Source organism: Halorubrum aethiopicum, assembly GCF_001542905.1.
Taxonomy (GTDB): Archaea; Halobacteriota; Halobacteria; order Halobacteriales; family Haloferacaceae; genus Halorubrum; species Halorubrum aethiopicum.
Window position 1 is genome coordinate 2,670,664 of the sequence record NZ_LOAJ01000001.1, and the last position, 25,296, is coordinate 2,695,959.

24 protein-coding genes, 2 tRNA genes and 1 pseudogene are annotated in these 25,296 nt (G+C 71.2%); 18 read left to right on the top strand and 9 right to left on the bottom strand.

Annotated features, from left to right (window positions below; all coding sequences use genetic code 11):
- The first annotated feature begins 88 nt into the window (after positions 1–88).
- The 7 genes from pstC to AXA68_RS12770 all read left to right on the top strand — a co-directional run bounded on the left by pstC (position 89) and on the right by AXA68_RS12770 (position 7,419).
- Positions 89–1,219, top strand: a complete 1,131-nt coding sequence (gene pstC, locus AXA68_RS12740) for a phosphate ABC transporter permease subunit PstC (RefSeq protein WP_066417432.1) — start codon at positions 89–91, stop codon at positions 1,217–1,219.
- Positions 1,219–2,847 carry a phosphate ABC transporter permease PstA gene (pstA, locus tag AXA68_RS12745; RefSeq protein ID WP_066417436.1) on the top strand — a complete coding sequence of 543 codons (1,629 nt, stop codon included), beginning with the start codon at positions 1,219–1,221 and terminating at the stop codon, positions 2,845–2,847. The genes pstC and pstA overlap by 1 nt, the downstream gene beginning before the upstream one ends.
- A 6-nt stretch (positions 2,848–2,853) precedes the next feature.
- On the top strand, positions 2,854–3,789 hold the full coding sequence (gene pstB, locus AXA68_RS12750; protein ID WP_066417440.1) for a phosphate ABC transporter ATP-binding protein PstB: 936 nt from the start codon (positions 2,854–2,856) through the stop codon (positions 3,787–3,789).
- Between the two features lie 2 nt (positions 3,790–3,791).
- Positions 3,792–4,463, top strand: a complete 672-nt coding sequence (gene phoU / locus AXA68_RS12755) for a phosphate signaling complex protein PhoU (protein WP_066417443.1) — start codon at positions 3,792–3,794, stop codon at positions 4,461–4,463.
- Positions 4,464–4,466: 3 nt separating this feature from the next.
- Complete coding sequence (locus AXA68_RS12760; RefSeq protein ID WP_066417446.1) at positions 4,467–5,519, top strand: AbrB/MazE/SpoVT family DNA-binding domain-containing protein; 1,053 nt, start codon at positions 4,467–4,469, stop codon at positions 5,517–5,519.
- Positions 5,520–5,617: 98 nt separating this feature from the next.
- Positions 5,618–6,634, top strand: a complete 1,017-nt coding sequence (mvk, locus tag AXA68_RS12765) for a mevalonate kinase (RefSeq protein ID WP_066417448.1) — start codon at positions 5,618–5,620, stop codon at positions 6,632–6,634.
- Positions 6,631–7,419, top strand: coding sequence for an isopentenyl phosphate kinase (locus AXA68_RS12770; RefSeq protein ID WP_066417450.1), 789 nt, complete (start codon positions 6,631–6,633; stop codon positions 7,417–7,419). The genes mvk and AXA68_RS12770 overlap by 4 nt, the downstream gene beginning before the upstream one ends.
- Positions 7,420–7,443: 24 nt before the next feature.
- On the opposite strand, the gene AXA68_RS12775 is transcribed toward AXA68_RS12770, so the two are convergent.
- Positions 7,444–8,211 carry a response regulator gene (locus tag AXA68_RS12775; protein ID WP_066417452.1) on the bottom strand — a complete coding sequence of 256 codons (768 nt, stop codon included), beginning with the start codon at positions 8,209–8,211 and terminating at the stop codon, positions 7,444–7,446.
- 94 nt (positions 8,212–8,305) lie between these two features.
- Between AXA68_RS12775 and AXA68_RS12780 the strand changes: the two genes are divergently transcribed.
- Both AXA68_RS12780 and AXA68_RS12785 read left to right on the top strand, forming a co-directional pair.
- Positions 8,306–9,349 (top strand): Mrp/NBP35 family ATP-binding protein, encoded by a 1,044-nt coding sequence (locus tag AXA68_RS12780; protein ID WP_066417454.1) that lies wholly within the window; start codon positions 8,306–8,308, stop codon positions 9,347–9,349.
- Positions 9,346–9,687 (top strand): hypothetical protein, encoded by a 342-nt coding sequence (locus tag AXA68_RS12785; RefSeq protein WP_066417458.1) that lies wholly within the window; start codon positions 9,346–9,348, stop codon positions 9,685–9,687. Before AXA68_RS12780 ends, AXA68_RS12785 begins: the two co-directional genes overlap by 4 nt.
- Before the next feature lie 22 nt (positions 9,688–9,709).
- On the opposite strand, the gene AXA68_RS12790 is transcribed toward AXA68_RS12785, so the two are convergent.
- From AXA68_RS12790 to AXA68_RS17605, 3 genes and pseudogenes are all read right to left on the bottom strand, one after another.
- A tRNA-Thr gene (locus AXA68_RS12790) sits at positions 9,710–9,783 on the bottom strand.
- Between the two features lie 76 nt (positions 9,784–9,859).
- Positions 9,860–10,414, bottom strand: a complete 555-nt coding sequence (locus tag AXA68_RS12795; RefSeq protein WP_066417465.1) for a GNAT family N-acetyltransferase — start codon at positions 10,412–10,414, stop codon at positions 9,860–9,862.
- Positions 10,415–10,465: 51 nt separating this feature from the next.
- Positions 10,466–11,082, bottom strand: a pseudogene (locus tag AXA68_RS17605) (CBS domain-containing protein).
- A 241-nt stretch (positions 11,083–11,323) separates the two neighbouring features.
- Here AXA68_RS17605 and udk point away from each other — a divergent pair.
- Positions 11,324–12,022 carry a uridine kinase gene (udk, locus tag AXA68_RS12805; protein ID WP_066417466.1) on the top strand — a complete coding sequence of 233 codons (699 nt, stop codon included), beginning with the start codon at positions 11,324–11,326 and terminating at the stop codon, positions 12,020–12,022.
- Positions 12,023–12,085: 63 nt separating this feature from the next.
- On the opposite strand, the gene AXA68_RS12810 is transcribed toward udk, so the two are convergent.
- A complete protein-coding gene (locus AXA68_RS12810; protein WP_066417468.1) occupies positions 12,086–12,499 on the bottom strand; it encodes an Lrp/AsnC family transcriptional regulator in 414 nt (137 codons plus the stop codon).
- A gap of 653 nt (positions 12,500–13,152) precedes the next feature.
- Between AXA68_RS12810 and carA the strand changes: the two genes are divergently transcribed.
- Both carA and surE read left to right on the top strand, forming a co-directional pair.
- The gene (carA, locus tag AXA68_RS12815; RefSeq protein WP_066417469.1) at positions 13,153–14,214 is read left to right on the top strand and encodes a glutamine-hydrolyzing carbamoyl-phosphate synthase small subunit; all 1,062 of its coding nucleotides are present in this window, start codon (positions 13,153–13,155) and stop codon (positions 14,212–14,214) included.
- Between the two features lie 269 nt (positions 14,215–14,483).
- Positions 14,484–15,416 (top strand): 5'/3'-nucleotidase SurE, encoded by a 933-nt coding sequence (gene surE / locus AXA68_RS12820; protein WP_066417471.1) that lies wholly within the window; start codon positions 14,484–14,486, stop codon positions 15,414–15,416.
- A gap of 89 nt (positions 15,417–15,505) precedes the next feature.
- Here surE and AXA68_RS12825 read toward each other — a convergent pair whose 3' ends face one another.
- Positions 15,506–15,736 carry a hypothetical protein gene (locus AXA68_RS12825; protein ID WP_066417473.1) on the bottom strand — a complete coding sequence of 77 codons (231 nt, stop codon included), beginning with the start codon at positions 15,734–15,736 and terminating at the stop codon, positions 15,506–15,508.
- Between the two features lie 406 nt (positions 15,737–16,142).
- Between AXA68_RS12825 and AXA68_RS12830 the strand changes: the two genes are divergently transcribed.
- On the top strand, positions 16,143–17,915 hold the full coding sequence (locus AXA68_RS12830; protein ID WP_066417475.1) for a glutamate--tRNA ligase: 1,773 nt from the start codon (positions 16,143–16,145) through the stop codon (positions 17,913–17,915).
- A gap of 61 nt (positions 17,916–17,976) precedes the next feature.
- On the opposite strand, the gene AXA68_RS12835 is transcribed toward AXA68_RS12830, so the two are convergent.
- Complete coding sequence (locus tag AXA68_RS12835; protein ID WP_066417479.1) at positions 17,977–18,732, bottom strand: CPBP family intramembrane glutamic endopeptidase; 756 nt, start codon at positions 18,730–18,732, stop codon at positions 17,977–17,979.
- 154 nt (positions 18,733–18,886) lie between these two features.
- On the opposite strand from AXA68_RS12835, the gene AXA68_RS12840 reads away from it, so the two are divergent.
- From AXA68_RS12840 to AXA68_RS12855, 4 genes are all read left to right on the top strand, one after another.
- A complete protein-coding gene (locus AXA68_RS12840) occupies positions 18,887–19,216 on the top strand; it encodes a 4Fe-4S dicluster domain-containing protein (RefSeq protein ID WP_066417482.1) in 330 nt (109 codons plus the stop codon).
- Positions 19,217–19,325: 109 nt separating this feature from the next.
- Positions 19,326–20,708, top strand: coding sequence for a phosphoglucosamine mutase (gene glmM, locus AXA68_RS12845; RefSeq protein ID WP_066417485.1), 1,383 nt, complete (start codon positions 19,326–19,328; stop codon positions 20,706–20,708).
- Positions 20,709–20,768: 60 nt separating this feature from the next.
- Positions 20,769–21,953 (top strand): bifunctional sugar-1-phosphate nucleotidylyltransferase/acetyltransferase, encoded by a 1,185-nt coding sequence (gene glmU / locus AXA68_RS12850; RefSeq protein WP_066417488.1) that lies wholly within the window; start codon positions 20,769–20,771, stop codon positions 21,951–21,953.
- An 18-nt stretch (positions 21,954–21,971) separates the two neighbouring features.
- Positions 21,972–22,466 (top strand): metal-dependent hydrolase, encoded by a 495-nt coding sequence (locus tag AXA68_RS12855; RefSeq protein WP_066417494.1) that lies wholly within the window; start codon positions 21,972–21,974, stop codon positions 22,464–22,466.
- An 81-nt stretch (positions 22,467–22,547) separates the two neighbouring features.
- Here AXA68_RS12855 and AXA68_RS12860 read toward each other — a convergent pair whose 3' ends face one another.
- Complete coding sequence (locus tag AXA68_RS12860; RefSeq protein WP_066417501.1) at positions 22,548–23,528, bottom strand: NAD-dependent epimerase/dehydratase family protein; 981 nt, start codon at positions 23,526–23,528, stop codon at positions 22,548–22,550.
- Positions 23,529–23,640: 112 nt separating this feature from the next.
- Positions 23,641–23,794: transfer RNA gene (locus AXA68_RS12865), tRNA-Met, on the bottom strand.
- Between the two features lie 181 nt (positions 23,795–23,975).
- On the opposite strand from AXA68_RS12865, the gene AXA68_RS12870 reads away from it, so the two are divergent.
- On the top strand, positions 23,976–25,274 hold the full coding sequence (locus AXA68_RS12870; RefSeq protein WP_066417503.1) for a DUF7115 domain-containing protein: 1,299 nt from the start codon (positions 23,976–23,978) through the stop codon (positions 25,272–25,274).
- Positions 25,275–25,296: the final 22 nt, after the last annotated feature.

The window sequence follows — 25,296 nt, forward strand, 5'->3', positions numbered from 1 at the left end:
CGTCTCCCCCGACGCTCGGAACCCACGCTCGATACGAATACCGCTTTTCGGACACGGAAAACACGCAAATGCCTTCGATAACAGACTCATGGCACCGGTAACAAACGCTCTGGATGGACTGAACGACGCGTTCGCCGCCTGGCTCCGACGAGGCCGGGAGTTCGTCGACGACACGGAGCCGCCCGCGCTGGCGGTCGTCTCCGTGATGGCGCTGTCGCTTTTCGCCACGCTCGTCGGGTTCCTCGCCGTCTCGAACCTGACCATCGTCCCCTTCGTCGTCTTCCTCGGCGCATCGGCGGTCGGGTGGTTCCGCTATCAGGAGGAGACGGCGTACGTCATCGCGCTGATGATGACGGTGTCGACGATCCTCGTCCTCGCGCTGATCATCGTGTTCATCTTCCGGGAGTCGATCCCGGTGATCCGGTACGAGAGCGCGACGGTGTTCGGGGTCACGGTCCCCGGGATCCGGATGTTCATCCAGCCGGAGTGGGACGCCGTCTCGCCCCCGATCCGGTACTCGATGGTGCCGATGATCCACGGGACGGTCATGGTGACGCTCATCGCGTCCGCGGTCGCCGCGCCGCTCGGCGTCTCGGCGGCGCTTTTCCTCTCGGAGATCGCCCCAGCGGCGGTCCGTGAAGTCGTTAAGCCGGGCGTCGAGATCCTCGCCGGCATCCCCTCGATCGTCTACGGGTTCATCGGCTTCACCGTGCTCGGGCCCTGGGCGTCCACACAGTTCCGGACGACCGGCCAGGGGTCGTACCTGTTCGTCGGCATCGTCGTCGGGCTGATGGCGCTCCCGACCGTCGTCTCCGTCGCCGAGGACGCGCTGAGCAGCGTGCCGGAATCGATGAAGAGCGGGTCGCTGGCGATGGGGACGACCGACTGGCAGACGATGACCTCGATCACCCTGCCGGCGGCGTTCTCCGGCGTCTCCGCCGCGGTCCTGCTCGGCGTCGGGAGGGCCATCGGCGAGACCATGGCCGCCACGGTGATGCTCCGCGGCGTGCCCCGGCTCACGGAGCCGCTCGTCAACGTCTTCTACGGACAGGAGACGCTGACGTCGCTCATCGCCCGGAACTACGGCGAGGCCGACGGCCTCCAGATGGACGCGCTGTTCGTGGCCGGCGTGATCCTGTTCGTCACCGTCCTCGTCATCTCCGTGGGCGCGCAGTACATCGAGTGGCGGATGCACAAGCGGCTCGGAGGTGAGGTCTGATGGCCAGAGCGGGTCGGACGGACACCCGGCTGGTCGAGCAGGAGACGACCGAGACCGACGCCGTCGCCGCCGTCGCCGTCGGGATCTCGACGGTCCTGTTCGCGCTCTCGGTCGCGGCGATGTTCGAGCGAGTGAGCCTCACCGGGTCGCTGCTCGGGCTGCCGACCGTGACGTTACTCGGGGCGCTTCTGACCGCGCTGGGCGTCGCGGTGACCGCCTTCGGCGTCGGCTCACGGCTCGGCTACGTCGAGACCGGCCCCGACCCGAGCGCCGGGCTCGTCGCCGGATTCGGCGCCGCGGTCCCGTGGGTCCTGATCGGCGGCGGCGTCGCGAGCCGGACGCTCGGGCTCGGCGCGGGGGTCGGCGTCGTCGCCGGGCTCGCTACCGGCACCGTCGCCTTCGCGACGACCGTTCTCCCGCGCGAGGACCTCGGCTCGACGCTCCCCCTCGGAACGCTTCTCGCCGTGACCGGGCTCGTCTTCCTGACGGGCGTCATCGGCCCGACGTGGGTGTGGGAGCTCGGCTGGGAACAGCAGGCCGCGATCACCGCGGAGTTCCTCATCCCCGTGGCGACGCTTTTCACCGCCCTCTACGGCGGGTGGGCGTCGGCGAAGGCGTACGGCGGCTTCGGCGCCCGCGGGCGACACATGGGCGCGTACGTGCTCGTCTACCTGAACGCGCTCTCAATCGTCGCGTTCCTCTTCGTCCTCGTCGCCTTCGTGGTGGTCCAGGGGATCCCCGGCCTGCTCAACGGCGCGGAGTTCGGCTTCGGAACCGGGCCGCAGACGACGATCCTCGGCGCGTCGGTCACGCTCCCGTTCTCGGTCCCCTTCGTGATGAACGGCGTCGCCCTGTTCAACGACTTCCAGGGCGTGTTGCCCGCCATCGTCGGCACGCTCTGGCTCGTGATCGGCGCGGTGCTTCTGGCCGTCCCGCTCGGGGTCGGCGCGGCCGTCTTCCTCACGGAGTACGCGGAGCGCGGGCGGTTCACGCAGGTCGTCGAGGTCGCCACCAACGGGCTGTGGAGCACCCCGAGCATCGTCTTCGGGCTGTTCGGGTTCGCCTTCCTGATCCCGCGGTTCGGCAACGGGAAGTCCCTGCTCTCGGGCATGATCACGCTCGGGTTCATGCTGCTGCCGCTCGTGGTGATCACCTCCCGCGAGGCGATGCTCTCGGTCCCGGACGAGTACCGCGACGCGAGCGCCGCCCTCGGGGTGTCGAAGTGGCAGACGATCCGGAGCGTCGTCCTCCCCGCGGCCCTCCCCGGCGTCGTCACCGGCGTCATCCTCGGCGTCGGCCGCATCGCGGGCGAGACGGCCCCGATCCTGCTGACGATGGCCGGCGGGACGTTCGTCCCGGGCTCGCAGACGGCGAACGTCATCGGCGGGTTCCAGTTCACGTCGACGCCGCCGTTCGTCGCGAACCCGGAGCTCCTCCAGGCCACCTCGGCGCTCCCTTACCAGCTGTACGCCCTCATCTCGGCCGGCGTCGGTGCCAGCAGCAACGTCGGCGACCCCGACGCCTTCCGGTGGGCGACGGCGCTCGTCCTCCTGATCGTCGTCCTCTCCTTCTACGCGATCGGGATCGCGACGCGGTACTACTTCCGGCGGCGGCTCAAGCACACCTGATCTCCAATGAGCGAGAACACCAACCCACAGACCCAGACGGAAACCCAGACGGAGACCGCGACGACAGACACCGACCAGCCGCTCACGACGACCACCGGCGAGACCGCCGAGCAGACGCGCTCGGAGTGGACCGACTACCGGTTCCAGGGGGCGGCCAAGATGGCCGTCGAGGACCTCGACGTCCACTACGGCGACGACCACGCGCTGAAGGGCGTCTCGATGGAGATCCCCGAAGAGAGCGTCACCGCGCTCATCGGTCCCTCCGGCTGCGGGAAGTCGACGTACCTCCGGTGTCTGAACCGAATGAACGACCGGATCAAGTCCGCGCGGATAGACGGGTCGGTCCGCCTCGACGGCGAGGAGATCTACCAGGACGGCGTCAACCTCGTCGAGCTCCGAAAGCGGGTCGGAATGGTGTTTCAGTCCCCGAACCCGTTCCCGAAGTCGATCCGCGAGAACATCGCGTACGGCCCGAAGAAACACGGGGACCTCAACACCGGACTCCTCGACCGCCTGTTGAACCGGAGCGACGAGGAGGAACGCGACGAGCTCGTCGAGCGGTGTCTCCGTGACGCCGCCCTCTGGGACGAGGTGAACGACCGGCTCGACGACAACGCGCTCGGGCTCTCGGGCGGGCAACAGCAGCGGCTCTGTATCGCTCGCTGTCTCTCGGTCGACCCGGAGATCATCCTGATGGACGAGCCCGCGTCCGCGCTCGACCCGATCGCCACCGCGAAGATCGAGGACCTGATCGACGACCTCGCCGAGGAGTACACGGTCGTCATCGTCACGCACAACATGCAACAGGCCGCGCGCATCTCGGATCAGACCGCGGTCTTCCTCACCGGGGGCGAGCTCGTCGAGTACGGCGAGACCGACCGGGTGTTCGAGAACCCGCACAGCGAGCGCGTGGAGGACTACATCACCGGCAAGTTCGGGTAACCATGCCTAGGGAACGCTATCAGGACTCACTGGAGGAGCTCCGGTCCGACGTGCTCGCCATGGGCGATCTGGTGACCGGTCGGCTCGACGAGAGCCTCGAGGCCATCGAGAGCCACGACGAGTCGCTGGCGCGGGCGGTCATCGACGGCGACGACGAGGTGAACGAGACGTACCTGCGGCTGGAGGACCGCTGTGTCGACCTGTTCGCGCTCCAGCAGCCGGTCGCCGGCGATCTGCGGTTCGTCACCGCCTCGTTCAAGGTCATCACGGACCTCGAGCGGGTCGGCGACCTCGCCGTCAATCTCGCTCAGTACGCGCGCGCGGCGAGACGAACCGTGGCTCCGGACGCCGAGATAGACGAGATCGGCCGGCTGGCACGCTCGCTTCTCGATAGAAGCCTCTCCGCGTACGAGACGGGGAACGCCGACGCGTGTCGGGCCGTGGCCGACGACGACGACGAGATCGACGCGCTCTGTGAGCGGGCCAGTCAGACGGTCACCCGCGACCTGATCGGTGGATCCGCCGGCGACGCGTGGGGAATCGAGCGACTGTTGGACGACGTCTCTCGGGTCCTGTTGACGATCCGCGACCTGGAACGGGTGGCGGACCACGCCGTGAACATCGCGGCGCGGACGCTGTACATGATCGAAAGCGACCCCGAGCTGATCTACTGAACGATGGAAACGCGCAAGATCCAGACGGTCGGGAGCGGAACCTACACGGTGTCGCTACCGAAGGAGTGGGCCGAATCGCGTGGCGTCACCGCCGGCGACGCCGTGACCCTCCACGAACACGTCGACGGCGTGCTGGCGATCCAGGAGGGAGAGGGGGGTGACGACACCGCACCGATCACCGCCCGGATCGAGTCGTCGAGCCCGGAGACGATCGAACGCACGCTGCGGGCGGCGTACGCGGCCGGCTCGCGGGAAGTCGTCCTCGACCCGGACGGCCCTCTCACGGCGGAACAGCGGCGCGCGATCGACCGGGTCGCTCGCGGCCGGATCGGGATGTCGGTCGCCGTGGAGTCCGAGACCTCGATGACGGTACGCATCCTCCTGGACGCCGAGGAGGTGTCGGTCGGCCAGTCGCTCCGGCAGCTCTCCTTCGTCGTGCGCTCGATACACCGAGACGCGGTCGACGCCCTGGCGGACCCGGCGGGGTCGGGGGATCCGGCGGCGTTCGACTCGAGGGGTGAGCAGGCCGACCGACTGTCGGCGATGATCGAGCGGTCCGCCGTCCGCGGAGCGGCGGATCTGGCGGAGATCGACGCCCTCGGGTCGACCCGCTCGGAGCTGTTCGAGTCGTGGACCGCGATGCGGGAGTTGCGGCGCGTTCACGAGGCCGCGACGGAGGTCGGGGCCGCCGCGGGACGGTTGGACGCCCCGCCGACCGAGGCCCGGATGGAGGCGTGTCGCGAGATCGGGGATGCGGCCCGTGAGGTCGTCTCCGAGGGGGTCGCCGCCCTCCTCGGCGACGGCGGCGTCGACGCCGCCCGGAGCGCGCTCGACGGCCGTGACCGGACGCGCCGGCGGATCGAGGCGTTCGACCGGCGGCTACCGAAGGGAGACGCCGACGCGTCGGAGCTGCGGCTCGTCTCGCGCGAGCTGCGGCGGACCGCGGAGCGCGGCGGCGACATCGCCGGGATCGCGCTCCGTCGGGCGATCCGACGCGGGGAGACGATAGCCGACCGGGAGTCGGAGCGCGGATCGGCGGAGCCACCGGGCCGATAGTGACGGGTCGGATCGACCGATCGCTCCGCGTTCGGCCGTTCCGTCGGGCGTACTCCTCAAACGCAACGCCTGTAAGCCCTCGGGGAGAGTGGACGGACATGACCGTCTGTGAAGCGCCGGGGAAGGTGTACCTCTTCGGCGAACACGCCGTCGTCTACGGCGAGCCCGCGGTGCCGGCGGCGATCGAGCGCCGGGCGCGGGTGACCGCCGAACCCCGCGAGGACGACCACGTCCGGGTCACCGCCGAGGACCTCTCGCTCGACGGGTTCACCGTCGAGTACACCGGCGGGACCGGCGACCGCCCCGACATCGACGCGCCCGCGCCGCTCGTCGAGGCCGCGATGGGCTACGTCGACGCCGCGGTCCGACAGGCCCGCTCTGCGGCCGACGCGCCCGACGCCGGCTTCGACATCACCGTCGAAAGCGAGATCCCGTTGGGTGCGGGACTGGGGTCGTCGGCCGCGGTCGTCGTCGCGGGGATCGACGCGGCCACGCGCGCGCTCGGCGAGCCGCTCGACCGCGAGGAGCTGGCCGACCGCGCCTACCGCGCCGAGTTCGAGGTCCAGGAGGGCCAGGCCTCCCGCGCGGACACGTTCTGTTCGACGATGGGCGGGGCGGTTCGGGTCGAGGGCGACGACTGCGAGGCGATCGACGCCCCGAACCTCCCGTTCGTGATCGGGTTCGACGGCGGCGCGGGCGACACCGGCGAGCTCGTCGCCGGCGTCCGCGAGCTGCGCGAGGAGTACCGGTTCGCCGCCGACACGGTCCACGCGATCGGCGACATCGTGCGCGACGGCGAGGAGCTGTTGGCCGAGGCGGTCCCCGAGGCGGACCCCTCCCGGGAGCTGCTCGAGGAACTGGGGGACCTGATGGACTTCAACCACGGGTTATTGGCCGCGCTCGGCGTCTCCGCGCGCTCGCTCGACGCGATGGTGTGGGCCGCGCGGGACGCGGGCGCCCACGGCGCGAAGCTCACCGGCGCCGGCGGCGGCGGCTGTATCGTCGCGCTCGACCCCGGCGCGGAGACGCCGACCGCGCTCTCGTTCACGCAGGGGTGTGAGGAGGCGTTCCGCGCCGAACTGGCCACCGAGGGCGTCCGGGTGGTGGAGTCGTGACCGCCGGGACTCCGGCCGGCCGGCCGGCGGATCCGCCCGTCGTGCTCAAGCTCGGCGGGAGCGTGATCACGGAGAAGGACCGGCCCGAGACCGTCGACGAGTCGGCGCTCGCGACCGCCTGCGACGCGGTCGCCGGCGCGCTCGCGGCCGGCGCGGTCGACCGGCTCGTCGTGATCCACGGCGGCGGGAGCTTCGGACACCACCACGCCAGCGAGCACGGGATCTCGACGACCGAGGGCACCCACGACGCCGACGCGGTGATGGACGTTCACGGCGCGATGGCGCGGCTCAACCGGGCCGTCCTCGCGGCGCTTCACGATCGCGACGTGCCCGCGGTCCCCGTCCACCCGCTCTCGCTTTCGGCGCGGCCGGCGGGCGTCGACGGCGACCTCGACCTGCCGCGCTCCTCGACGGCGACGCTGCTCGCGGAGGGGTTCGTCCCGGTGCTTCACGGCGACGGGGTCGCGACCGCCGCCGAGGGCGTGACCGTCGTCTCCGGCGACGAGCTGGTCGTCGAGCTCGCCGCGGGGCTCGACGCCGAGCGCGTGGGCGTCTGCTCGACGGTTCCCGGCGTCCTCGACGGCGACGGAGAGGTGATCGATCGCATCGACTCCTTCGAGGCGGTCGCCGACGCGCTCGGCGCGAGCGACGCGACCGACGTTTCGGGGGGAATGGCGGCGAAGGTCAGGGAACTGCTCGAACTCGACGCGCCCGCGTCCGTCTTCGGCCCCGAGGGGCTGGAGACGTTCCTGCGCGGGGACGCGCCGGGGACGCGGATCGACTGACCCGTCTCGACCCCTCGGGCCCCCTCAGTCGTCCGACTCCGAGACCGGCTCCGCCCCGCGGACGATACACACGTGTCCCCCGTCGGTCGTGTGCGTCAAGACCAGCCGTTCGCGGATCAGTCGGCCGTCCTCGTCGCGGGCGGTGGCCTCGCCGGTCCAGTGGCCCTTCTCCGTCACGACGGGGAGGATCTCCTCGGTGAACCGCTCGATCTCGTCGTCGGGATAGAACGTCTTCCAGTGGCGATCGACGACGTTCTCGGAGGACCGACCGTACACCGAAGCGTACGCCTCGTTGGCGAACAGGTACCGCCCGTCGGCACCGAGGATCCCGATCGGCTCGTTGGCGGCCTCCAGCGCCGCGATGCTGCGTTCGACCTGCCGCATGAGCCGGCTCCTGTCGACCGCGTTCCGGAGCCGGTTGACGAGCACCTCGAACTGGTCGCCGCCGCCGCGCTTCTGGAGGTAGTCGGTGACGCCCGCGGAGATGGCCTCGCTCGCGACCTCCTCCGATCCCTTGCCGGTGAACAGCACGAACGGGAGCTCGGGGTCGTCCTCGCGGACCCACTCGAGGAAGTCGATCCCGGTGCCGTCGGGGAGGTCGTAATCACAGACGACGGCGTCGAAGGACTCCTCGCGATACCGCCCGCGAGCCTCGTCGATCGCCGCGACGGGTTCGTGATCGACGGCCGGTGCGAGGCGATCGAGGTACGTCGCCGTGAGGTCGGCGAAGGCGGCGTCGTCCTCGACGTGAAGAAGCCGGATCGGGAGGCTCGACTCCGAGCCGTCGTACATACGCAATCCGTATCTCGGCGTGGCATAAGCCCTTCGGCGTTCGGTTCGACCGCCGTACCGAACCCTTATTCGCGCCACCGCCCTCCTCCCGGACATGAACGAAGCGGACGTCAGAGCGCGACTGCGGGAGGTCGACGACCCCGACCTCGGGGACGACGTGGTCTCGCTCGGGCTGGTGAACGGGATCGACCTCGACGAGGGGGACGAAACGGTTCACGTCTCGTTGGCGCTCGGTGCCCCGTTCTCGCCACACGAATCGGCGATCGCCGACGACGTGCGGGCGGCGCTCGCGGACACGGGCCTCGACGTGGAGCTGTCGGCGTCGATCCCCGACGACCTGTCGGCGGCCGAGCAGGTGTTGCCCGGCGTCGAGAACGTGATCGCGGTCGCCTCCGGCAAGGGCGGCGTGGGGAAATCGACGGTGGCGGTGAACCTCGCGGCGGGGCTCTCCGAACTCGGCGCGCGGGTCGGCCTCTTCGACACGGACGTGTACGGTCCGAACGTCCCGCGGATGGTCTCGGCCGAGGAGCGCCCGCAGACCGACGGCGAGACGATCGTGCCGCCGGAGCGGTACGGGGTGAAGCTCATGAGCATGGACTTCCTCACCGGCGAGGACGACCCCGTGATCTGGCGCGGCCCGATGGTCCACAAGATCATCACCCAGCTCGTCGAGGACGTCGAGTGGGGCGAGCTCGACTACCTCGTGATGGACCTGCCGCCGGGAACGGGCGACACCCAGCTCACGATCCTCCAGACCCTGCCGCTGACGGGGGCGGTGATCGTCACCACGCCGCAGGACGTGGCGCTCGACGACGCGGTGAAGGGGCTCCGGATGTTCGGCAAACACGACACGAACGTGCTCGGGATCGCGGAGAACATGTCCGGGTTCCGGTGTCCCGACTGCGGCGGCTTCCACGAGATATTCGGCTCCGGCGGCGGGAAGGCGCTCGCGGCCGACCACGACCTCCCGTTCCTCGGCGGCATCCCGCTCGATCCGGCCGTGCGAACCGGCGGCGACGACGGCGCGCCGGTCGTGCTCGGGGAGGGCGACACCGCCGACGCGTTCCGGGTGCTCGTCGAGAACGTCGCGAACAACGCCGGCGTCGTCCGACGCCGCGAGGCCAGCGAGGGACGATGACCGGGGGCGAGGAACGGGAGGAACGCGGGAACGATCCCGGCGACGAGGGCGACGAGTCAGCGGACCCGCTCGAGGCCGCCGGGGTCGACCCGGTCGTGCCGGAGTCGGCGACCGACGCGGCGGGCGAGGCGTTCGCGGACGACGCCGAGGTCCGGGAGTTCCTCCGGGAGGTCGCCGACGACGTGCGGGGCGACAGCTCCGAGAGCAAGCAGCTCTCCGCGGTGTTGTACCGCGTGTCGGACCTGTACGACCCCGCGGAGTCGACCTCGCCCGAGGAGATCTATCTCAACGTCCGCCACATCATGCGGATCAAAGAACAGGGCGGGATCGAGCGGTAGTCCGGGACCGGAGACGGTCGGAAGCCAGGGCAGGGAGTTGAACCCCGGAAATCTCGATTACAAGTCGAGTGCATGAACCACCCATGCTCCCCTGGCGCGGCCGGACGTTCTCGGCGCTCGTATGAGTGCGTGTCGCTTTCGGCGAACCTCCCGGGACGATCTCCGGGACGACTCACGCCTCGTCGTCGAGCTCCTTGCGGAGTTCGACCCGGTGGAGGTCGTACCCGTGGTCGGCGTAGAACGCCCGCGCCCGCTCGTTGTCCGCGAGCGCCTCCAGCGCGACCGCGTCCGCGCCCGCCTCCGCCAGCTCGCGCTCGGCCGCCGCGAGCAGCGCCGATCCGATCCCCTCGCCGCGCCGATCCGGGATCACGAAGAGGTTGCTCACGACGCCGCGCGTCCGGTCGCGATCGTAGCCGTCGCGCTCGATCGAGAACGCGACGAAGCCGACGATCGACTCCTCGGCGGCCGTTCCGTCGTCCGTTCGATCGTTCCCCTCGTCGTCCCTCCCGGCGTTCTCCTCGGCCGGACCCTCGCCCCGCGCCACGAGCAGCTCGCCGGTGACGACGCTCCGGGCGACCCACTCCCTGACCGCGGCCCGGTTCTCCGACGCGAGCAGCGTCGACCCGTGGCGGCGCTGGCCGCGGGCGAGCGCCACCCACTGGTCCGTGACCGCGTCGACGTCGTCGACGGTCGCAGCGACGATCCGCGGCTCCTCGAGGTTCGACACGACTCGTGGTAGTGCCCTCCCGCGCTTGAGCCTGCCGCTCGATCCGTCCGCTCAGACCTCCCGACAGTTCGGACAGATGGCCTGTCCGTTCGCGTCCGCGAGGTCCGGTACGAGCGCGCCGCACACCTCACAGACCCCCTGCGTCGGGACGCCTCCGGCGTCCGTCGAGGACGCGGTCCGAGCCCGCTCGGATCCCCGCGCCGCGTCGGCGGTCCCCGACCGCGTCGTCTCGAGGCGCGCGCCGTTCCGCACGTCGGCGGCGACCGTCGGCTCCTCGGGGGATCCTCCTCCCGCGCCGCGCCCGCGGCGAGCGAGTCGCGGGCGGTGACGACCCCGACCGCCTCCCCGTCGGCGGCGACGACGACGCGATCCACGCCCTCCGCGACCAGCCGCTCCTCGACGGCCCGCAGCCCGTCGTCGGGCGCGACCGTCGGCAGCGGCGGGCGCATCACCGAGCCCACGGTCGCGTCGTCGACGTCGCCCTCGAGGACGGCCGCGAGCGCGTCCCGCGCGGCGAGCCGGCCGACGGCCTCCCCGCCGCGGAGGACGACCAGGCAGTCGGTTCCCTCCTCGACCAACAGCTCGGCCGCGTCGGCGAGCGGGTCCGACTCGCTGACCCCGAGGAACTCCCGATGCATCACGTCGCGAACCGTGGTATCTATGCGCATACTGGCGGATCGGCGGCGAACGGCTAAAAACTGCCCCCGGTACCGTTATCACGCCTCCGGGCGTAGGACCCGCTTCGGCCGACGATCCGGGTCGACGGGGGGCGAGGGCGGCGGACGGTTCCGGATCGACGGGCGGTTCCGGACTGCGGGTGGTCCGGACGACGGACGGTCCCGAACCGCGGGTGGTCCGGAACGCGGGGCGAAAGCGAGGCTTGAAACGCCCCGGCGTCGGAACGCGGGTATGACCATTCCCTCGTTCGTGATCGGGATCGCGGGGGGGACCGGCGCGGGAAAGACGACGGTCTCCCGGCTCGTCACGCAGAACCTCGGCGACGCCGTCACGCGGATCCCGCTCGACAACTACTACGAGGACCGCTCGGAGCTCTCCTTCGAGGAGCGCCAGGAGGTCAACTACGACCATCCGTCCGCCTTCGAATGGGACCTGCTCCGCGATCACCTCGAGACGCTGTTGGAGGGGCGGCCGGTCGAGATGCCCCAGTACGACTTCGAGGTCCACAACCGCAAGGAGGAGCGCGTCACCGTCGAGCCGACCGACGTCATCGTGCTCGAGGGGATCCTCGCGCTCCACGACGAGGAGATAAACGGGATGATGGACCTCCGGCTGTACGTCGAGACGGACGCCGACGTGCGGATCCTCCGGCGGATCCGTCGGGACGTGCTCGAGCGCGGCCGCGACCTCGAGGGCGTCATCGACCAGTACCTCTCGACGGTGAAGCCGATGCACGAGCGGTTCATCGAGCCGACGAAGGGTCACGCCGACCTGATCATCCCGGAGGGGGCGAACAGCGTGGCGGTCAACCTGATCGAGGAGAAGCTCCACGCCGAGATCGAGGGGAACGCTGTGCGCAACTGGGAGCGCGGGAGCCTGGAGCGCGAACTCGCCGAGAAGCGGTCGCCGGACCTCGACGCGGAGAACTGAGAGGGCCGGTCGGGGCGTACCGCACCCGCGATCGTCGCGGGTCAGTCGAGGCGTACGTCCGGATCAGCCGAGGCGCTCGTCGAGGATGAGCCGGGTCTTCGTGGATTTGACGTCGTCGAGTTCGCGCGCCTGCGTGATGAGTTCGTTGACGGCGCGAGTGTCGACCGCGTCGACGACGAGGACGATGTCGTCCTCGCCGGAGACCTGCCAGACGAAGTCCACCTCCTCCCACTCCACCATGCGCTCGCCGACGGCCGCGGTGTCGACGTTCATCTCCACGGATATCTCGATCATCGCCTTCACGTTGCCGGTCCGGGTGGTCACCGTGAACCGCTCGATGATGCCCTCCTCGGTCAGCCGGTCGACGCGGTTGCGGACCGTCCCCTCGGAGGTGCCGACCCGGTCGGCGATCTCGGTGTAGGGGGTTCGCGCGTCCCGTCGCAGGATCGAGAGGATCCGGCGGTCGAGGTCGTCCATACGGCAGGGAGGGTCGGCGGCGACTTACCGCTTACGAAGATCGTAACGCTTCTTCGAACTCCACAGCGAGATCGACCCGTGAGTGCGATGTTCGCAGTCAAGCTCGGGGGTCTCCGGAGAGGGGGGAGCTCCTCCTACTCGGATGCGGTCAATACAGCCGAAGGAGTGAGCGATCGCCGGGGCGGTGGCGCGCCTGCGAGCGCCCGACAGGGCGCGAGCAGCACGCGAGGGACGCGGCGAGCGGAGCGAGCCGCGAGGTTGGGGAGGCGTGAGGTGCGGGGCGGTTGCGGTCGGGTGGGACTCAAAGGGGCAGCCGGCTCCGGGAAGACGGCCGACGCAAGCACCGCAGGAGCGAGCAACGCGAGCGACGAGGAGCACAGCAAGGTCCTCGATCGGAGCCGGCTGGGGCTTTGAAAGAGTTCACCGCCCCAGCAACGATCCCTTTCTTATCACCCCGATCTCTACTGAAATACCCGTTCTATAAGCAATCTCTAACGCCCGGGGGGTTCACCGACCACCGCGTCGAAAGGGATCTCCTCGGGATCGCGTCGCGCCCGGTATCCCGACGACGCCGGCCCCCGGATTCCGTTACGAATTTCGTAGCTCACCTTCGAACGACGCATTTAATACGGTTCGTTCGTACGTATCTCGTAATGTCGGACGCCTATATCGCGCTGGCCGACGGACGCGTGCTCGAAGCGCGCGCCCGTGCGCCGGGGCGGACACGTGGTGAACTCGTGTTCACGACCGCGTACACCGGCTACGAGGAATCGCTGACCGACCCCTCCTACGCCGAGCAAGTGTTGACCTTCTCGTACCCCCTGATCGGAAACTACGGCGTCCGAGAGGAGCGGTTCGAGTCCGACTCCGTCCAGCCGCGCGCGGCGATCGCCCGCGAGATGACCGACGACGTCGCCGACTGGCTCGAGAGCGAGGGCGTCCCGGCGATCGACCACCTCGACACCCGCGAGATCGTCACTACCGTCCGCGAGGAGGGCGCGATGGCCTGCGGCATCGCCGCCGGCGAGGACGCGACTCCCGAGGACGCGGTCGCGGAGATGGAGGAGTGTAAGCCGATGAGCGCGCACGTCGACATCGGCGCGCAGGTGTCGGTGACGGAGCCGACCGTCCACGAGGGCGGCGACGAGGCCACCGTCGCCATGCTCGACTGCGGCGCGAAGGGCTCGATCATCTCCTCGCTCACGGAGCGCGGCGCGGACGTCCACGTCCTCCCGTACGACGCGACCCCCGAGGACGTGGCGGCGGTCGAGCCCGACGTGCTGTTCGTCTCGAACGGCCCCGGCGACCCGGAGAACTTCGTCGCCGCCCACGAGGTCGTCGACGCCTTCGCCGGCGAGGTTCCGATGGCCGGGATCTGTCTCGGCCAGCAGGTGATCACCAGCGCGCTCGGCGGCTCGACGGAGAAGATGTCGTTCGGCCACCGCGGCGTCAACCAGCCGGTCAAGGACCTCCGTACCGACCGGGTCGTGATGACCACCCAGAACCACGGCTACACCGTCTCCGACACCGGCCCGCTCGAGGTGACCCAGGTGAACGTCAACGACGACACCGTCGAGGGGCTCGACAGCGAGGAGCTCGACGTCATCACCCGCCAGTACCACCCCGAGGCGAACCCCGGCCCGCACGACTCGCTCGGCTTCTTCGACGAGGTGCTGGCGCTGGCGGAGTCGCGCCAGCCCGTGGCCGCCGACTGAAAGGGATCCGACCCCGGAGTTCTCCGATCGACGGATCCGGTCTCCCGACGACGGGGTCCGGTCTCCCGACGACGGGGTCCGGTCTCCCGACGACGGGGTCCGGTCTCCCGACGACGCGTCCCGTCCCCGCACCCGCCTGACCGCCGGAGTACCAGTCCTCCACCGACGCCCCCGTCCGGACGGCGTCCGCCACGCGTCGCCCAGCGTCCGCCACGCGTCGCTCGACCGCTTCCGGCGGCGTTTTCACCCGTGGCCTCCCAGAGACCTCCATGACACGCGAGGTCCTCCTCACCAACGACGACGGGATCGACGCGGCCGGGATCCGGGCGCTCTCGGAGGCGCTCTCCGCCGAGTACGACGTGACCGTCGTCGCGCCGGCGACGAACCAGTCGGGCGTGGGCGGGAACCGGTCGTGGTGGGAGACCACGATCGAGTACACGGAGCGCGACCTCGGCTACGCGGTGGAGGGGACGCCCGCCGACTGCGTCGCCGTCGCGGCGGTCGCGCTCGAGTTGGAGCCCGACGTCGTCGTCTCCGGCTGCAACCACGGCCCGAACATCGGCGCGCACGTCCTCGGCCAGTCGGGGACCGTCGGCGCGGCCATGGAGGCGGCGTTCCTCGGGACGCCCGCCATCGCGGTCTCGCTGTACGACCGCGGCAACCTCCCGATCCCGCCGACGGTCTCCCACGACGACTTCGCGCTCGCCGGGCGGGTCGCGGCCGACCTCGTCGCCCGCGTCGACGACGAGGGCCGCCTCCCGTTCGGCGCGGACGTGCTCAACGTCAACGTCCCCGCCGCGGACGACGAGGCCGCCGTCGACCCGACCTACCGGCTGACGGAGCCCGCCCGCGGCTTCGACGTGATCGAGTTCCACCCCGGCACGGAGGCGGCGGGTGAGGAGGAAGAAAACGCGACCGGAACCGCGGGCGACGGTGATCCCGGCGGCGACGCCTCCGGCTTCGGCGAGCGCCGCGGCGAGATGGGGATGGAGCTGCGCGACCGCTTCTGGCGGGAGTTCCTCCGCGGGGACGTGGCCGACGACCCCGGCTCGGACCGGCGCGCGACGGTCGAGGGCGAGGTGAGCGTCTCGCCGCTGTCCTCCTCGCGGTCGGTCGTCGGCGACCGCGTCGGCGAGACGGTCGACGTCGCGGGCGAGACGCTCGCAGTCGACGACGAAACCCTCGAGGCTGCCGGCGAGTAGCCCTCCCGAATCCGGCGAGTAGCCCTCCCGAATCCGGCGAGCAGTTCTCTCGGCCCAGACGAGCCCCCTACTGGAGCCGACGAGCGACCCTACCGGAGCCGACGAGAGCCCTCGGTGAACTCGGAGGCGAGCCGACCCAGGTACCAGACGAGAAGCAGTCCGAGCAGGAGTCCGCCGCCGGCCGCGATCGCCACCTGACCGACCGTCGGGTCGCCGAGCAGCGTGATGAGCGGCGGTGAGACGGCCACCAGAAGCAGGAACCCGAGCTTTATTTTGCGATTGCCGGCATCGCGTTCCTCCCGCGACATCGGCTCTACCATCCCGCACCCCCGGGACGTGTGCGTCCCGATCGGAACCCTCGCGTCTCCATGCCCGCCCTCAGAACCCGAGCGGCTATAATTCCGCGGACCTGCCTCGACTTGATTCTCGGCCTCGGACCGATCATCGACGCCGAACTGACCGCCGACTCCGGACCGATCCGCCGAGTAGGTCGTCGAGCACATATAAACGTCGCGACCGTTCACGCCGCCGAGGCGGGCTGACGGGCGTGAACGGTCTCGACGGTTTATGTTCGCGGGTCGCCGAGGAGTCGACGCCCCTACCCGCGGCCCCGACGGCGGGACGGGAGCGGACGGGTCGCCGGCCGCCCGCCGACGCGATCCGCGTCTCCCGCCGTGACGCCGACGGTTTCGCGGCGTTTTTGAGTCGCCCCGACGAGCCGACGGTATGGACGACGAACTCCGCGAGCGGGTCGAGGCGGCCGGCGAGACGGCCGCGCTCTTCAACGCGCTCAAACACGACGGCGACCCGGACGTGGGCGCGATCATGGGTCCGCTGATGGGCGAGAACCCCGAGTTCCGCCCGCACGGCGACGAGATACCCGGCCTGCTCGCGCCGATCGTGAACCGCGTCGCGGCGATGGACGAGGCGGAGCGACGCGACCGGCTCGGCGAGCTGGCCCCCGAGCGACTCGCGGAACTCGAGGCCGACGACGAGACGGACGAGCACGTCCTCCCCGACCTGCCGAACGCGGAGACGGGGGAGGTCGTGATGCGCGCCGCGCCGAACCCCAACGGCCCCTGGCACATCGGCCACGCCCGGATGCCCGCCGTGATCGGGACGTACAAGGAGCGCTACGACGGCGAGTTCATCTGCCGGTTCGACGACACCGACCCCGAGACGAAACGGCCCGACCTCGACGCGTACGACGCGATCCTCGAGGACGTCGAGTACCTCGGCTTCGAGGCCGACCGCGTGCTGAAGGCCTCCGACCGGCTCGAGACCTACTACGAGCACGCCCGCGAGCTGATCGACCGCGACGGCGCGTACACCTGCTCGTGTGCCGGCGAGGCGTTCTCGGAGCTGAAGAACGACGGCGAGCCCTGCCCACACCGCGGGAAGGACGAGGCGACCGTCCGCGAGGAGTTCGAGGCCATGGTCGACGGCGAGTACGGCTCCGGCGAGATGGTCCTCCGGGTGCGGACCGACATCGACCACAAGAACCCGGCGCTGCGCGACTGGGTCGCGTTCCGCATGATCGACACGCCGCACCCGCGCGAGGAGGCGGCGGAGTACCGCTGTTGGCCCATGCTCGACTTCCAGTCCGGCGTCGACGACCACCTCACGGGCGTCACCCACATCATCCGCGGCATCGACCTCCAGGACTCCGCGAAGCGCCAGCGCTTCGTCTACGACTACTTCGGCTGGGAGTACCCCGAGGTGCTTCACTGGGGGCACGTCCAAGTCGACGAGTACGACGTGAAGCTCTCCACGTCGACGATCAAGGAGCTGATCGCCGACGGCGAGCTGACCGGCTGGGACGACCCGCGCGCGCCGACCATTCGATCGGTCCGCCGGCGCGGGATCCGCGGCGAGGCGCTCGTCGAGTCGATGACCGACCTCGGGATGTCGACCTCCGACGTGGACCTGGCGATGTCGTCGGTGTACGCGAACAACCGCGACCTCGTCGACGACGAGGCGGACCGGTTCTTCCTCGTGCGCGACCGCGAGGACGACCCGGCGGTCGAGCTGCCGGTCGTCGACGGCGACGCCCCCGCGCCGGCGGCCGGAAGCCCCGCGCGACACCCCGACCACCCCGACCGCGGCGACCGGACGATCCCGGCGGGGCGGGTCCTCGTCGAGGAGTCGGACCTCCCGCCCGCCGGCGAGCGCGTCTGGCTGAAGGGGTACGGTCCCGTGCGCCGCGAGGCCGACGAGCTCGTCTACCTCGACGCCGACATCGACGTGGTCCGCGACGGCGACGTCGACGTGGTCCACTGGGTGCCCGCGGCGGAGTCGCTCGGGACGCTCATGCGCACCCTCGAGGGCGACGTGCGCGGCTACGCCGAGCCGGCGGTCGCCGACGCCGCCGTCGACGACGTGGTCCAGTTCGAGCGGATCGGCTTCGCCCGGCTCGACTCGTTCGACCCGGCCGGCACCGACGAGCCGGACGGCCCGACCGGCGAGGAGGAGCTCGTGGCGTACTTCGCCCACCCGTGAGACTTCGGCCTCGATCCCGAGGTCGGCGCGGTCGCCGCGTACCGGGCTGACGGACCGCCGGCTACGGGACGGCGACGAGGGCCCGTTGGATCGCGTGTATCGGTTCGAGCCACGTCAGCGCGTGGAACGCCGCAACGGGAACGAGGTTATCGGAGAGCTCGTATAACCCGCCGAACACGAGCCCGGCACCGAAGAGCTCGACGAACGTCGTCGCGACCGCCGCGCCGCCCGCGCCGCTCAACACGGAGAACAGCGCGTGCGACAGCGCGAAACAGCCGCCGGAGAGCACGACGACGGTGCCGGCGGAGAACGACGCCCGGAGGCGCGTCTGAACGAGCCCGCGGTAGAACAGCTCCTCGGCCGGTGCCGCGAACGCGACCCAGGCGACGAGGACGAGCGGCCACAGGGCCGGCCGGGCGTGCCAGACGAAGTCGTGGTCGACGGTCCCGGTGACCGGCTCCGAGGAGAGCCCCAGCGTCGCGATCAGCGCGTCCGTCGCCGTGCCCACCGCGACGACGGCGAGGAACGCGCCGACGACGGCCACCGCGTCACGCGGTCCCGGTCGCCGGAACCGCGCGTACCGGGACCACTCGCCGGTGTAGGCGACGTACCCGACCGCGAACGCGCCGAAACCGAACTGGACGCCGCGACTGCTCACGACGTAGATCGCGTCGGGAGTCGTCGCCGTCACCAACCCGAACGACCCGGGGAGCATCGCTCCCAGCAGGCCGGCCGCCGACCCGGCGAGCGTCAGCGCCAGCGCGACGAGGACCGTCCGCGACCGCGGGCGGAGGCGGATCCGTTCTCGTATCGTCATCGTGGCCGGAGTGAGCCGCGTCAGTGATAGTTCCTTGACACGCTCAAAACGACGTTTGAACCACGGAGAGCGTGTGTGACGGATGGTTCCTCGAGAGCGACCGCTCACCCGGCGTCGCGGAGTTTAACTACCGAGGCGCGAAATCCAGAGCAAGATGGGCATCGACCCGAACTTCGAGCGGAACCTGGAGCGGACCGGCGAGGAGCACGACGTCGACGTGTGGGGGCCGGTCGAGCCGCCCGAGAAACTCGGGATCCGCGGGACCCACGTCGCCGTCGACTTCGACATCTGTCTGGCCGACGGGGCGTGTCTGGAGGACTGTCCCGTCGACGTCTTCGACTGGGTCGACACGCCCGGCCACCCCGAGTCCGACCGGAAGGCGAACCCGACCGACGAGGACCAGTGTATCGACTGTATGCTGTGTGTCGACGTCTGTCCGGTCGACGCCATCGACGTCGACCCCGGCCGCGAGAACCGGATCTGAGGTCGGTCGTCCCCTACTCTCCCCGCTCTTCCCCTACCCCGCTCTTCCCCTACCCCGCTCTTCCCCTCCCTTCCCGAGGTTACAAGACTCCTCGAGGGAAGCCACGGGTATGTTCGGAACCAGCGGGATCCGCGGGCCCGTCGGCGAGGAAGTCACCGCCGCCGTCGCGCTCGACGTGGGCCGTGCGGTCGGCACCGAGGCGGACCGGGTCGTGGTCGGACGCGACGCGCGAGAGACGGGCGAGACGCTCCGCGACGCGTTGGTCGCGGGGCTCCGCGAGACCGGCGCGGACGTGGTCGACGTCGGCCGCGCGGCGACCCCCACGGTCGCGCGAGCGATCGGCACTCGAGACGCCGACGCCGGGATCGTCGTGACCGCCTCGCACAACCCGGCACCCGACAACGGGCTCAAGCTGTGGACCCCCTCGGGACAGGCGTACCCGCCGGCCCGACAGGACGTCATCGAGGAGCGGATCCGCGAGGGGGCGTTCGACCTCGCCGACTGGGAGGGACAGGGCGGGTACGACCGCTGGAACGCGGCGACTGACCGCCACCGCGACGCGCTCGTCGCGGCCGGCGAGCGCGCAGCCAGTAAGCGCGCGGCGGAGACGCGCGGGACCGGAGTCCCCGCATCCGGTCCCCTCGCCGACCTCTCCGTCGTCGTCGACGCCGGGAACGGCATGGGCGGCGTGACCGCAGACGCGCTCCACGACCTCGGCGCCGCCGTCGAGACGCTCAACGCGACGCCGGACGGCCGGTTCCCCGCCCGCCCGAGCGAGCCGACCGCCGAGAACTGCGCGACGCTCGCCGCGACGGTCGAGGCCGTCGACGCCGACCTCGGGATCGCCCACGACGGCGACGCCGACCGCATGATGGCGGTCACGGACGCGGGCGAGTTCGTCCCCGGCGACCTGCTCCTCGCCGTCTTCGGCCGGGCGGCGGCTGACGAGGGCGACCACGTCGCCGCGCCGGTCGACACGAGCCTCGCGGCCGCGGACGCGCTCGCGGAGGTCGGCGCGGAACTCGTCTACACGCGCGTCGGCGACGTGTACGTGGCGGAACGCGCCGCGGAGGCGGGGGTCGCCTTCGGCGGCGAGCCCTCCGGCGCGTGGATCTTCCCGGAGGAGACGCTGTGTCCGGACGGCCCGCTCGCGGCGGTCCGGCTCGCCGCGCTCGCCGCGGAGACCCCCCTCTCGGAGCGGGTCGCGGCGATGGAGCGGTACCCGATCCGGCGGCGCTCGGTCGAGACCGAGCACAAGGCCGCCGCGATGGAACTGATCGCGGCGCGCGTGACCGACGAGTTCGACGAGGTCTCGACGCTCGACGGCGTCCGCGCCGACGCCGACGAGGGGTGGTTCCTCCTGCGGGCCTCGGGGACCGAGCCGCTGATCCGGATCACGGCGGAGGCGCGCGAGGCCGACGCCGCGAACGCCCTGCTGGAGCGCGCGATCGGGATCGTCGACCGCGCGCTCGCGGACGTGGCCGACCGTTGAGGTCGACGACCGGCGTCCGACGTCGCAATACCTTTCCCGGCGTCGGCTGACGTGTTCGGTATGCAGACCGTCGTACTCGCGGCCGGCGAGGGGACGCGGATGCGTCCGCTCACGGCCAACACGCCGAAGCCGATGCTGCCGGTCGCCGGAAAGCCGCTCGTCGTCCGCTGTCTCGAGGACGCGATCGAGTCGGGCGCGAGCCGGGTCGTCGTCGTCGTCGGCTACGAGGCGGACGCGGTCCGGACGGCGATCGCCGACCGCGACTGGCCGGTCTCCGTCGAGACCGTCACGCAGGCCGAACGGCGCGGGACGGCGGACGCCGTCCGCACCGCCCGGAGCGAACTCGAAGAGGAGCCGTTCGTCGTGTTGAACGGCGACGCCCTCTACGACCGCGGGTCGCTCGCGGAGCTGTACGACGGGGACGCCGCGGTCGGCTCCTACCGCGTCGAGGACCCCTCCTCCTACGGGGTGTTGCGCGTCGCGGACGGCCGGGTCGAGGGCGTCGTCGAGAAGCCCGCGGACCCGCCCTCGGACCTCGTCAACACGGGCGCGTACGTCTTCCCGGCCGCGGCGCTCGCGTGGCTCGACGTCGACGAGAGCGAGCGCGGCGAGCTGGAGCTCACCGACGTGCTCCAGCGGGCGTGTGAGACGACGGACGTGCGCGCGGTCCCCTTCGACCGCTGGCTCGACGTGGGTCGGCCGTGGGAGCTGCTCGCGGCCAACGAGTGGAAGCTCGCGGAGCGCGACCGCGAGGTCGGCGGCGACGTGAGCGACGACGCCGAGATCAGGGGCACGGTCGTCGTCGAGAACGGCGCGACGATCGAGCCCGGCGTCGTGATCGAGGGGCCGGCGTACGTCGCCGCCGGCAGCCACGTCGGCCCCAACGCGTACGTCCGGGGCGCGACGTACCTCGGCCCCGACACGCGGGTCGGCCACGGCGTCGAGGTGAAAAACAGCGTCGTGATGGCCGACTCGGCGGTTCCACACCTCACCTACCTCGGCGACAGCGTGCTCGGCGAGGACGTCAACCTCGGCGCGGGGACGACCGTCGCGAACCTCAGACACGACGGCGAGCCGGTCGAACTCACGGTGAAGGGCGACCGGGTGAGCACGGGCCGCCGGAAGTTCGGGATCGTCTGCGGCGACGGCGTCCGCACCGGGATCAACTGTACGATCAACGTCGGGATCGTCCTCTCCTCCGGCGCGACCGTCGCGCCGGGCGAGACGGTGCTGCGGGACCGGTGAGAGGAGGCGAGATCGGCCGTGTACAGGAAGGGCCACGTCGGGGCCGCGCTCGCGGCGTACGCGCCGGTCGGGTTCGGCCTCGCCGCGCTCGCCGGGCTCGAACTCGCGGCGGTCGGGGCCGTGGTCGTCGCCTGGACGGCGATGGTTCCCGACCTGGACACGCAGGTCCCGTTCGTGAAACACCGCGGGATCACCCACACCGTCTGGTTCGCGCTCGCGGTCGGCGTCGCGTTCGGTCTCGTCGGCGGGATCGTCGGACTCGGGAGCGGGGCGGTCGCGGCCCTCGCGCTCGCCGCGCTCGGGTTCGTCCTCGGCGCGGGGACGATCGGCTCGCACCTCCTCGCCGACGCGATCACGCCGATGGGGATCCGGCCGTACGCGCCCGTCAGGGACGACCACTACACCCTCGATCTGGTGACGGCGGCGAACCCGGTCGCGAACTACGTCCTGCTCGTCGGCGGCGGCGCGGTCGCCGGGATCGCGGTGCTCGCCGGGACGGCCGTCGGCGGGTGAGACGGGTCGGCGACGATCAGCCGGGGCGACGGCGGGTGAGCCGAGGAGACGGCGAGCAGCGGGTGAGGCGGTCGTCCGGACTCAGTCGATCGGGTCCAGCCCGACGTCGCGTCGAACCGCGTCGACGTACTCGCGCGTGAGTTCCCCGAGCCCGTGATCGACCTCGTAGCCGAGGTCGGACCGGGCGCGTGCGAGCGAGAGCCCCTGTGCCGACCAGTCGCGGTCGGCGTCGTCGGTCACGGTCACGTCGGCGTCCGGGAGGAGCCGGCGGACCGCCTCGGCGGCCTCCGCGACGGTCGCGACCTCGCCGCGGACGTTGTAGACGCCGCGTTCGAGGTCGCTCGCGGGTGCCAGCGCGGCGCGCCGGAACGCGTCGGCGGCGTCCCGCACGGAGAGCCAGCTCACGGCGGTCCCGCCGCCCTCGACGCGAACGGGGTCGCCGACCGCCGGCCGCTCGAAGAGCTCTGAGAACGCCGTGAAACTCCGTCTGAACGGCCCGAAGACGCCGGTCGGTCGGAGCGCGACCGCGGGGACGCCGTGGTCCTCCCGGTAGCGTCGCGAGAGGCACTCGGCGTGGCGCTTCGCGGCGGCGTACGGCGAGTCGGGCGACAACAGCGCGTCCTCGGCGACGGGCCCGTCGTACGCCGATCCGGGGCCGTACACCGTCTCGCTCGACGTCATCACGACGCGGTCGATCCGGTCGCCGAAGAGCCGGGCGGCCTCGAGCACGTGGTTCGCGCCGAGCGCGTTCACCCGCGTGGCCGCGAGCTCGTCCGTTCGAACGTCCTCGCTCAAGAGGGCGGCCAGGTGGACGAGCCGCGTGGCTCCCGTCTCGCGGACCGCCCGGGCGAGCGAGGCGACGTCCGTCACGTCGCCGCGTCGGACCTCGACCGCTTCCGCGACGCCGAGCCGTTCGAGGAGCGCGGCGTCGGGCGCGGCGTCGAAGGCGACGACCTCGTGGCCGTCGTCGACCAGCAGCCGGGCGAGGTGTGACCCGATGAAGCCCGTGCCGCCGGTCACCAGTACCGTCTCGGTTCCCGCGTCGGTGTCGGAGGTAGTCACGGCCTGATCGGCGTCCGACGCCGGTTGGGTGTACCGGTCCCGGCAGTATCGGGAGCCGGGATCGTCGGACGGAACTCGGGACTGTCGATGCGTATCGTCGACGGGAGAAGTATGGCCGGGGTGGGCTCCGAACCCACGATCTCCGCATGTCCCAGGTCCGAGGCTCGGCGGAGCCACGGGAAGGACGCGGACGCTTCCAAGGCGTCACCGCACCGAATCTCTGAACCCTATGAGTGCGGCGCTATGTCCAGCTAAGCCACCCGGCCTCACGCTTACGTATCGCGATGACACCCTTTAACCTTCCCATCCGTCGGGGGTCTGTGAGGGGTGCGCACGCCCCGGCCATCCGCGGGACGTTCGGGCGGGCGGATCGGCGACCGAGAGGCGGATCCATGACCGAGAACCGGACCCCGCGGATTTATGCCGGACGCCGCGGACGTTCGGCGTATGAGCCTTCCGGACCTACTGTCGGGGGCCGCCGGCGACGAGGAGGTCGTCGCGCGGGTCCCGCTCGGGGGGGACGACCTCCTCGCGGTCACGCCCACGCGAACGCTCGTGTACCGCGCCGACGGCCTGCTCTCCGACGAGACCGTCGAGGAGTACCCGCACGACGCCGAGCGGATCGCGGTCTCGACCGGCCGCCGGAAGTCGAAGGTCGTCTTCGGCTACGGTCTCGACGGCGAGGAGACGCTGACGGTCCCGTCCAAGCGCCTCGACGACGTGGTCCACCCCGTTCTCGCCGGGGTGCTCTCCGCGCGCGGCGTGACCGACGCCGGCGAGTCGGTCGAGCGCACGTTCCGCTTCTCGGAGCTCACCCTCGTCGTCACCGACAGCCGGCTCGTGAAACACGTCGGCTCGGCCGTCTGGGACGAGGAGTTCGAGGAGTTCCCGTACGCCGATCTGACCGACCTCGACTTCGAGGAGGGGACCGTCGCGACCGCGGTCGTGCTCACACACGACGGGCGCTCCGAGCGGTTCAAAGCCCCCAACGAGTCGGCACGAGCCGTCAAGGAGAGCCTCGTCGAAGCGGTGTGTGCGTTCCACGGGGTCGGGAGCCTCGAGGAGCTCCGAGTGGCCGTCGCGGACGACGACGAGGACGGGGGAGCCGCGGCGTCGACCGGCACGACCGACTTCGGCGAGGGCCCCGACCCGCTTTCGGCGTCGCCGGCGGCCGACGCGGAGGCGGCGGCCGAGATGGAGTCCCCGTTCGAACCCGATCCGAACGCCGATCGCGGGACGGACGCCGATCCGACGGCGGTCTCCGAACCGAGCGCCGAAACGGACGCCGATGGCTCGACCGAGGCCGGCGTCTCGACGGGGACCGGCTTCGACCGCGGCGGCACCGGCTCCGCCGAGGCGACCGACGCCGCCGCGGGGACGACCGACGCCGACACGACCGCCGGGAGCGACCCCCTCTCAGACGAGTTCGACGGGGGCTCGGCGGACGCGACCGACGCGGGTTCCGGCCGAACGGGGAACTCGGCGGATCCGACGACAGCGTCGGACCCCGCGGACCCGACGACGGCGTCGGACCCCGCGGACCCGACGACCCCCACGGAGTCGGAGGCGTCGGCGGGATCGGACGGCTTCGAGGGGTCGCCCTTCGAGAGCGCGGGCGTCGAGGACGACGACCTCGCCGCCGAGGTCGCGGCGCTCCGACAGACCGTCGAGGCGCAGTCGGCGAAGCTCGAGCGACAGTCGGAGCTCATCGAGCGGCTCATCGAGGAGCTGCGGCAGGGCCGATAACTCCGACAGGACCGATAGCGAC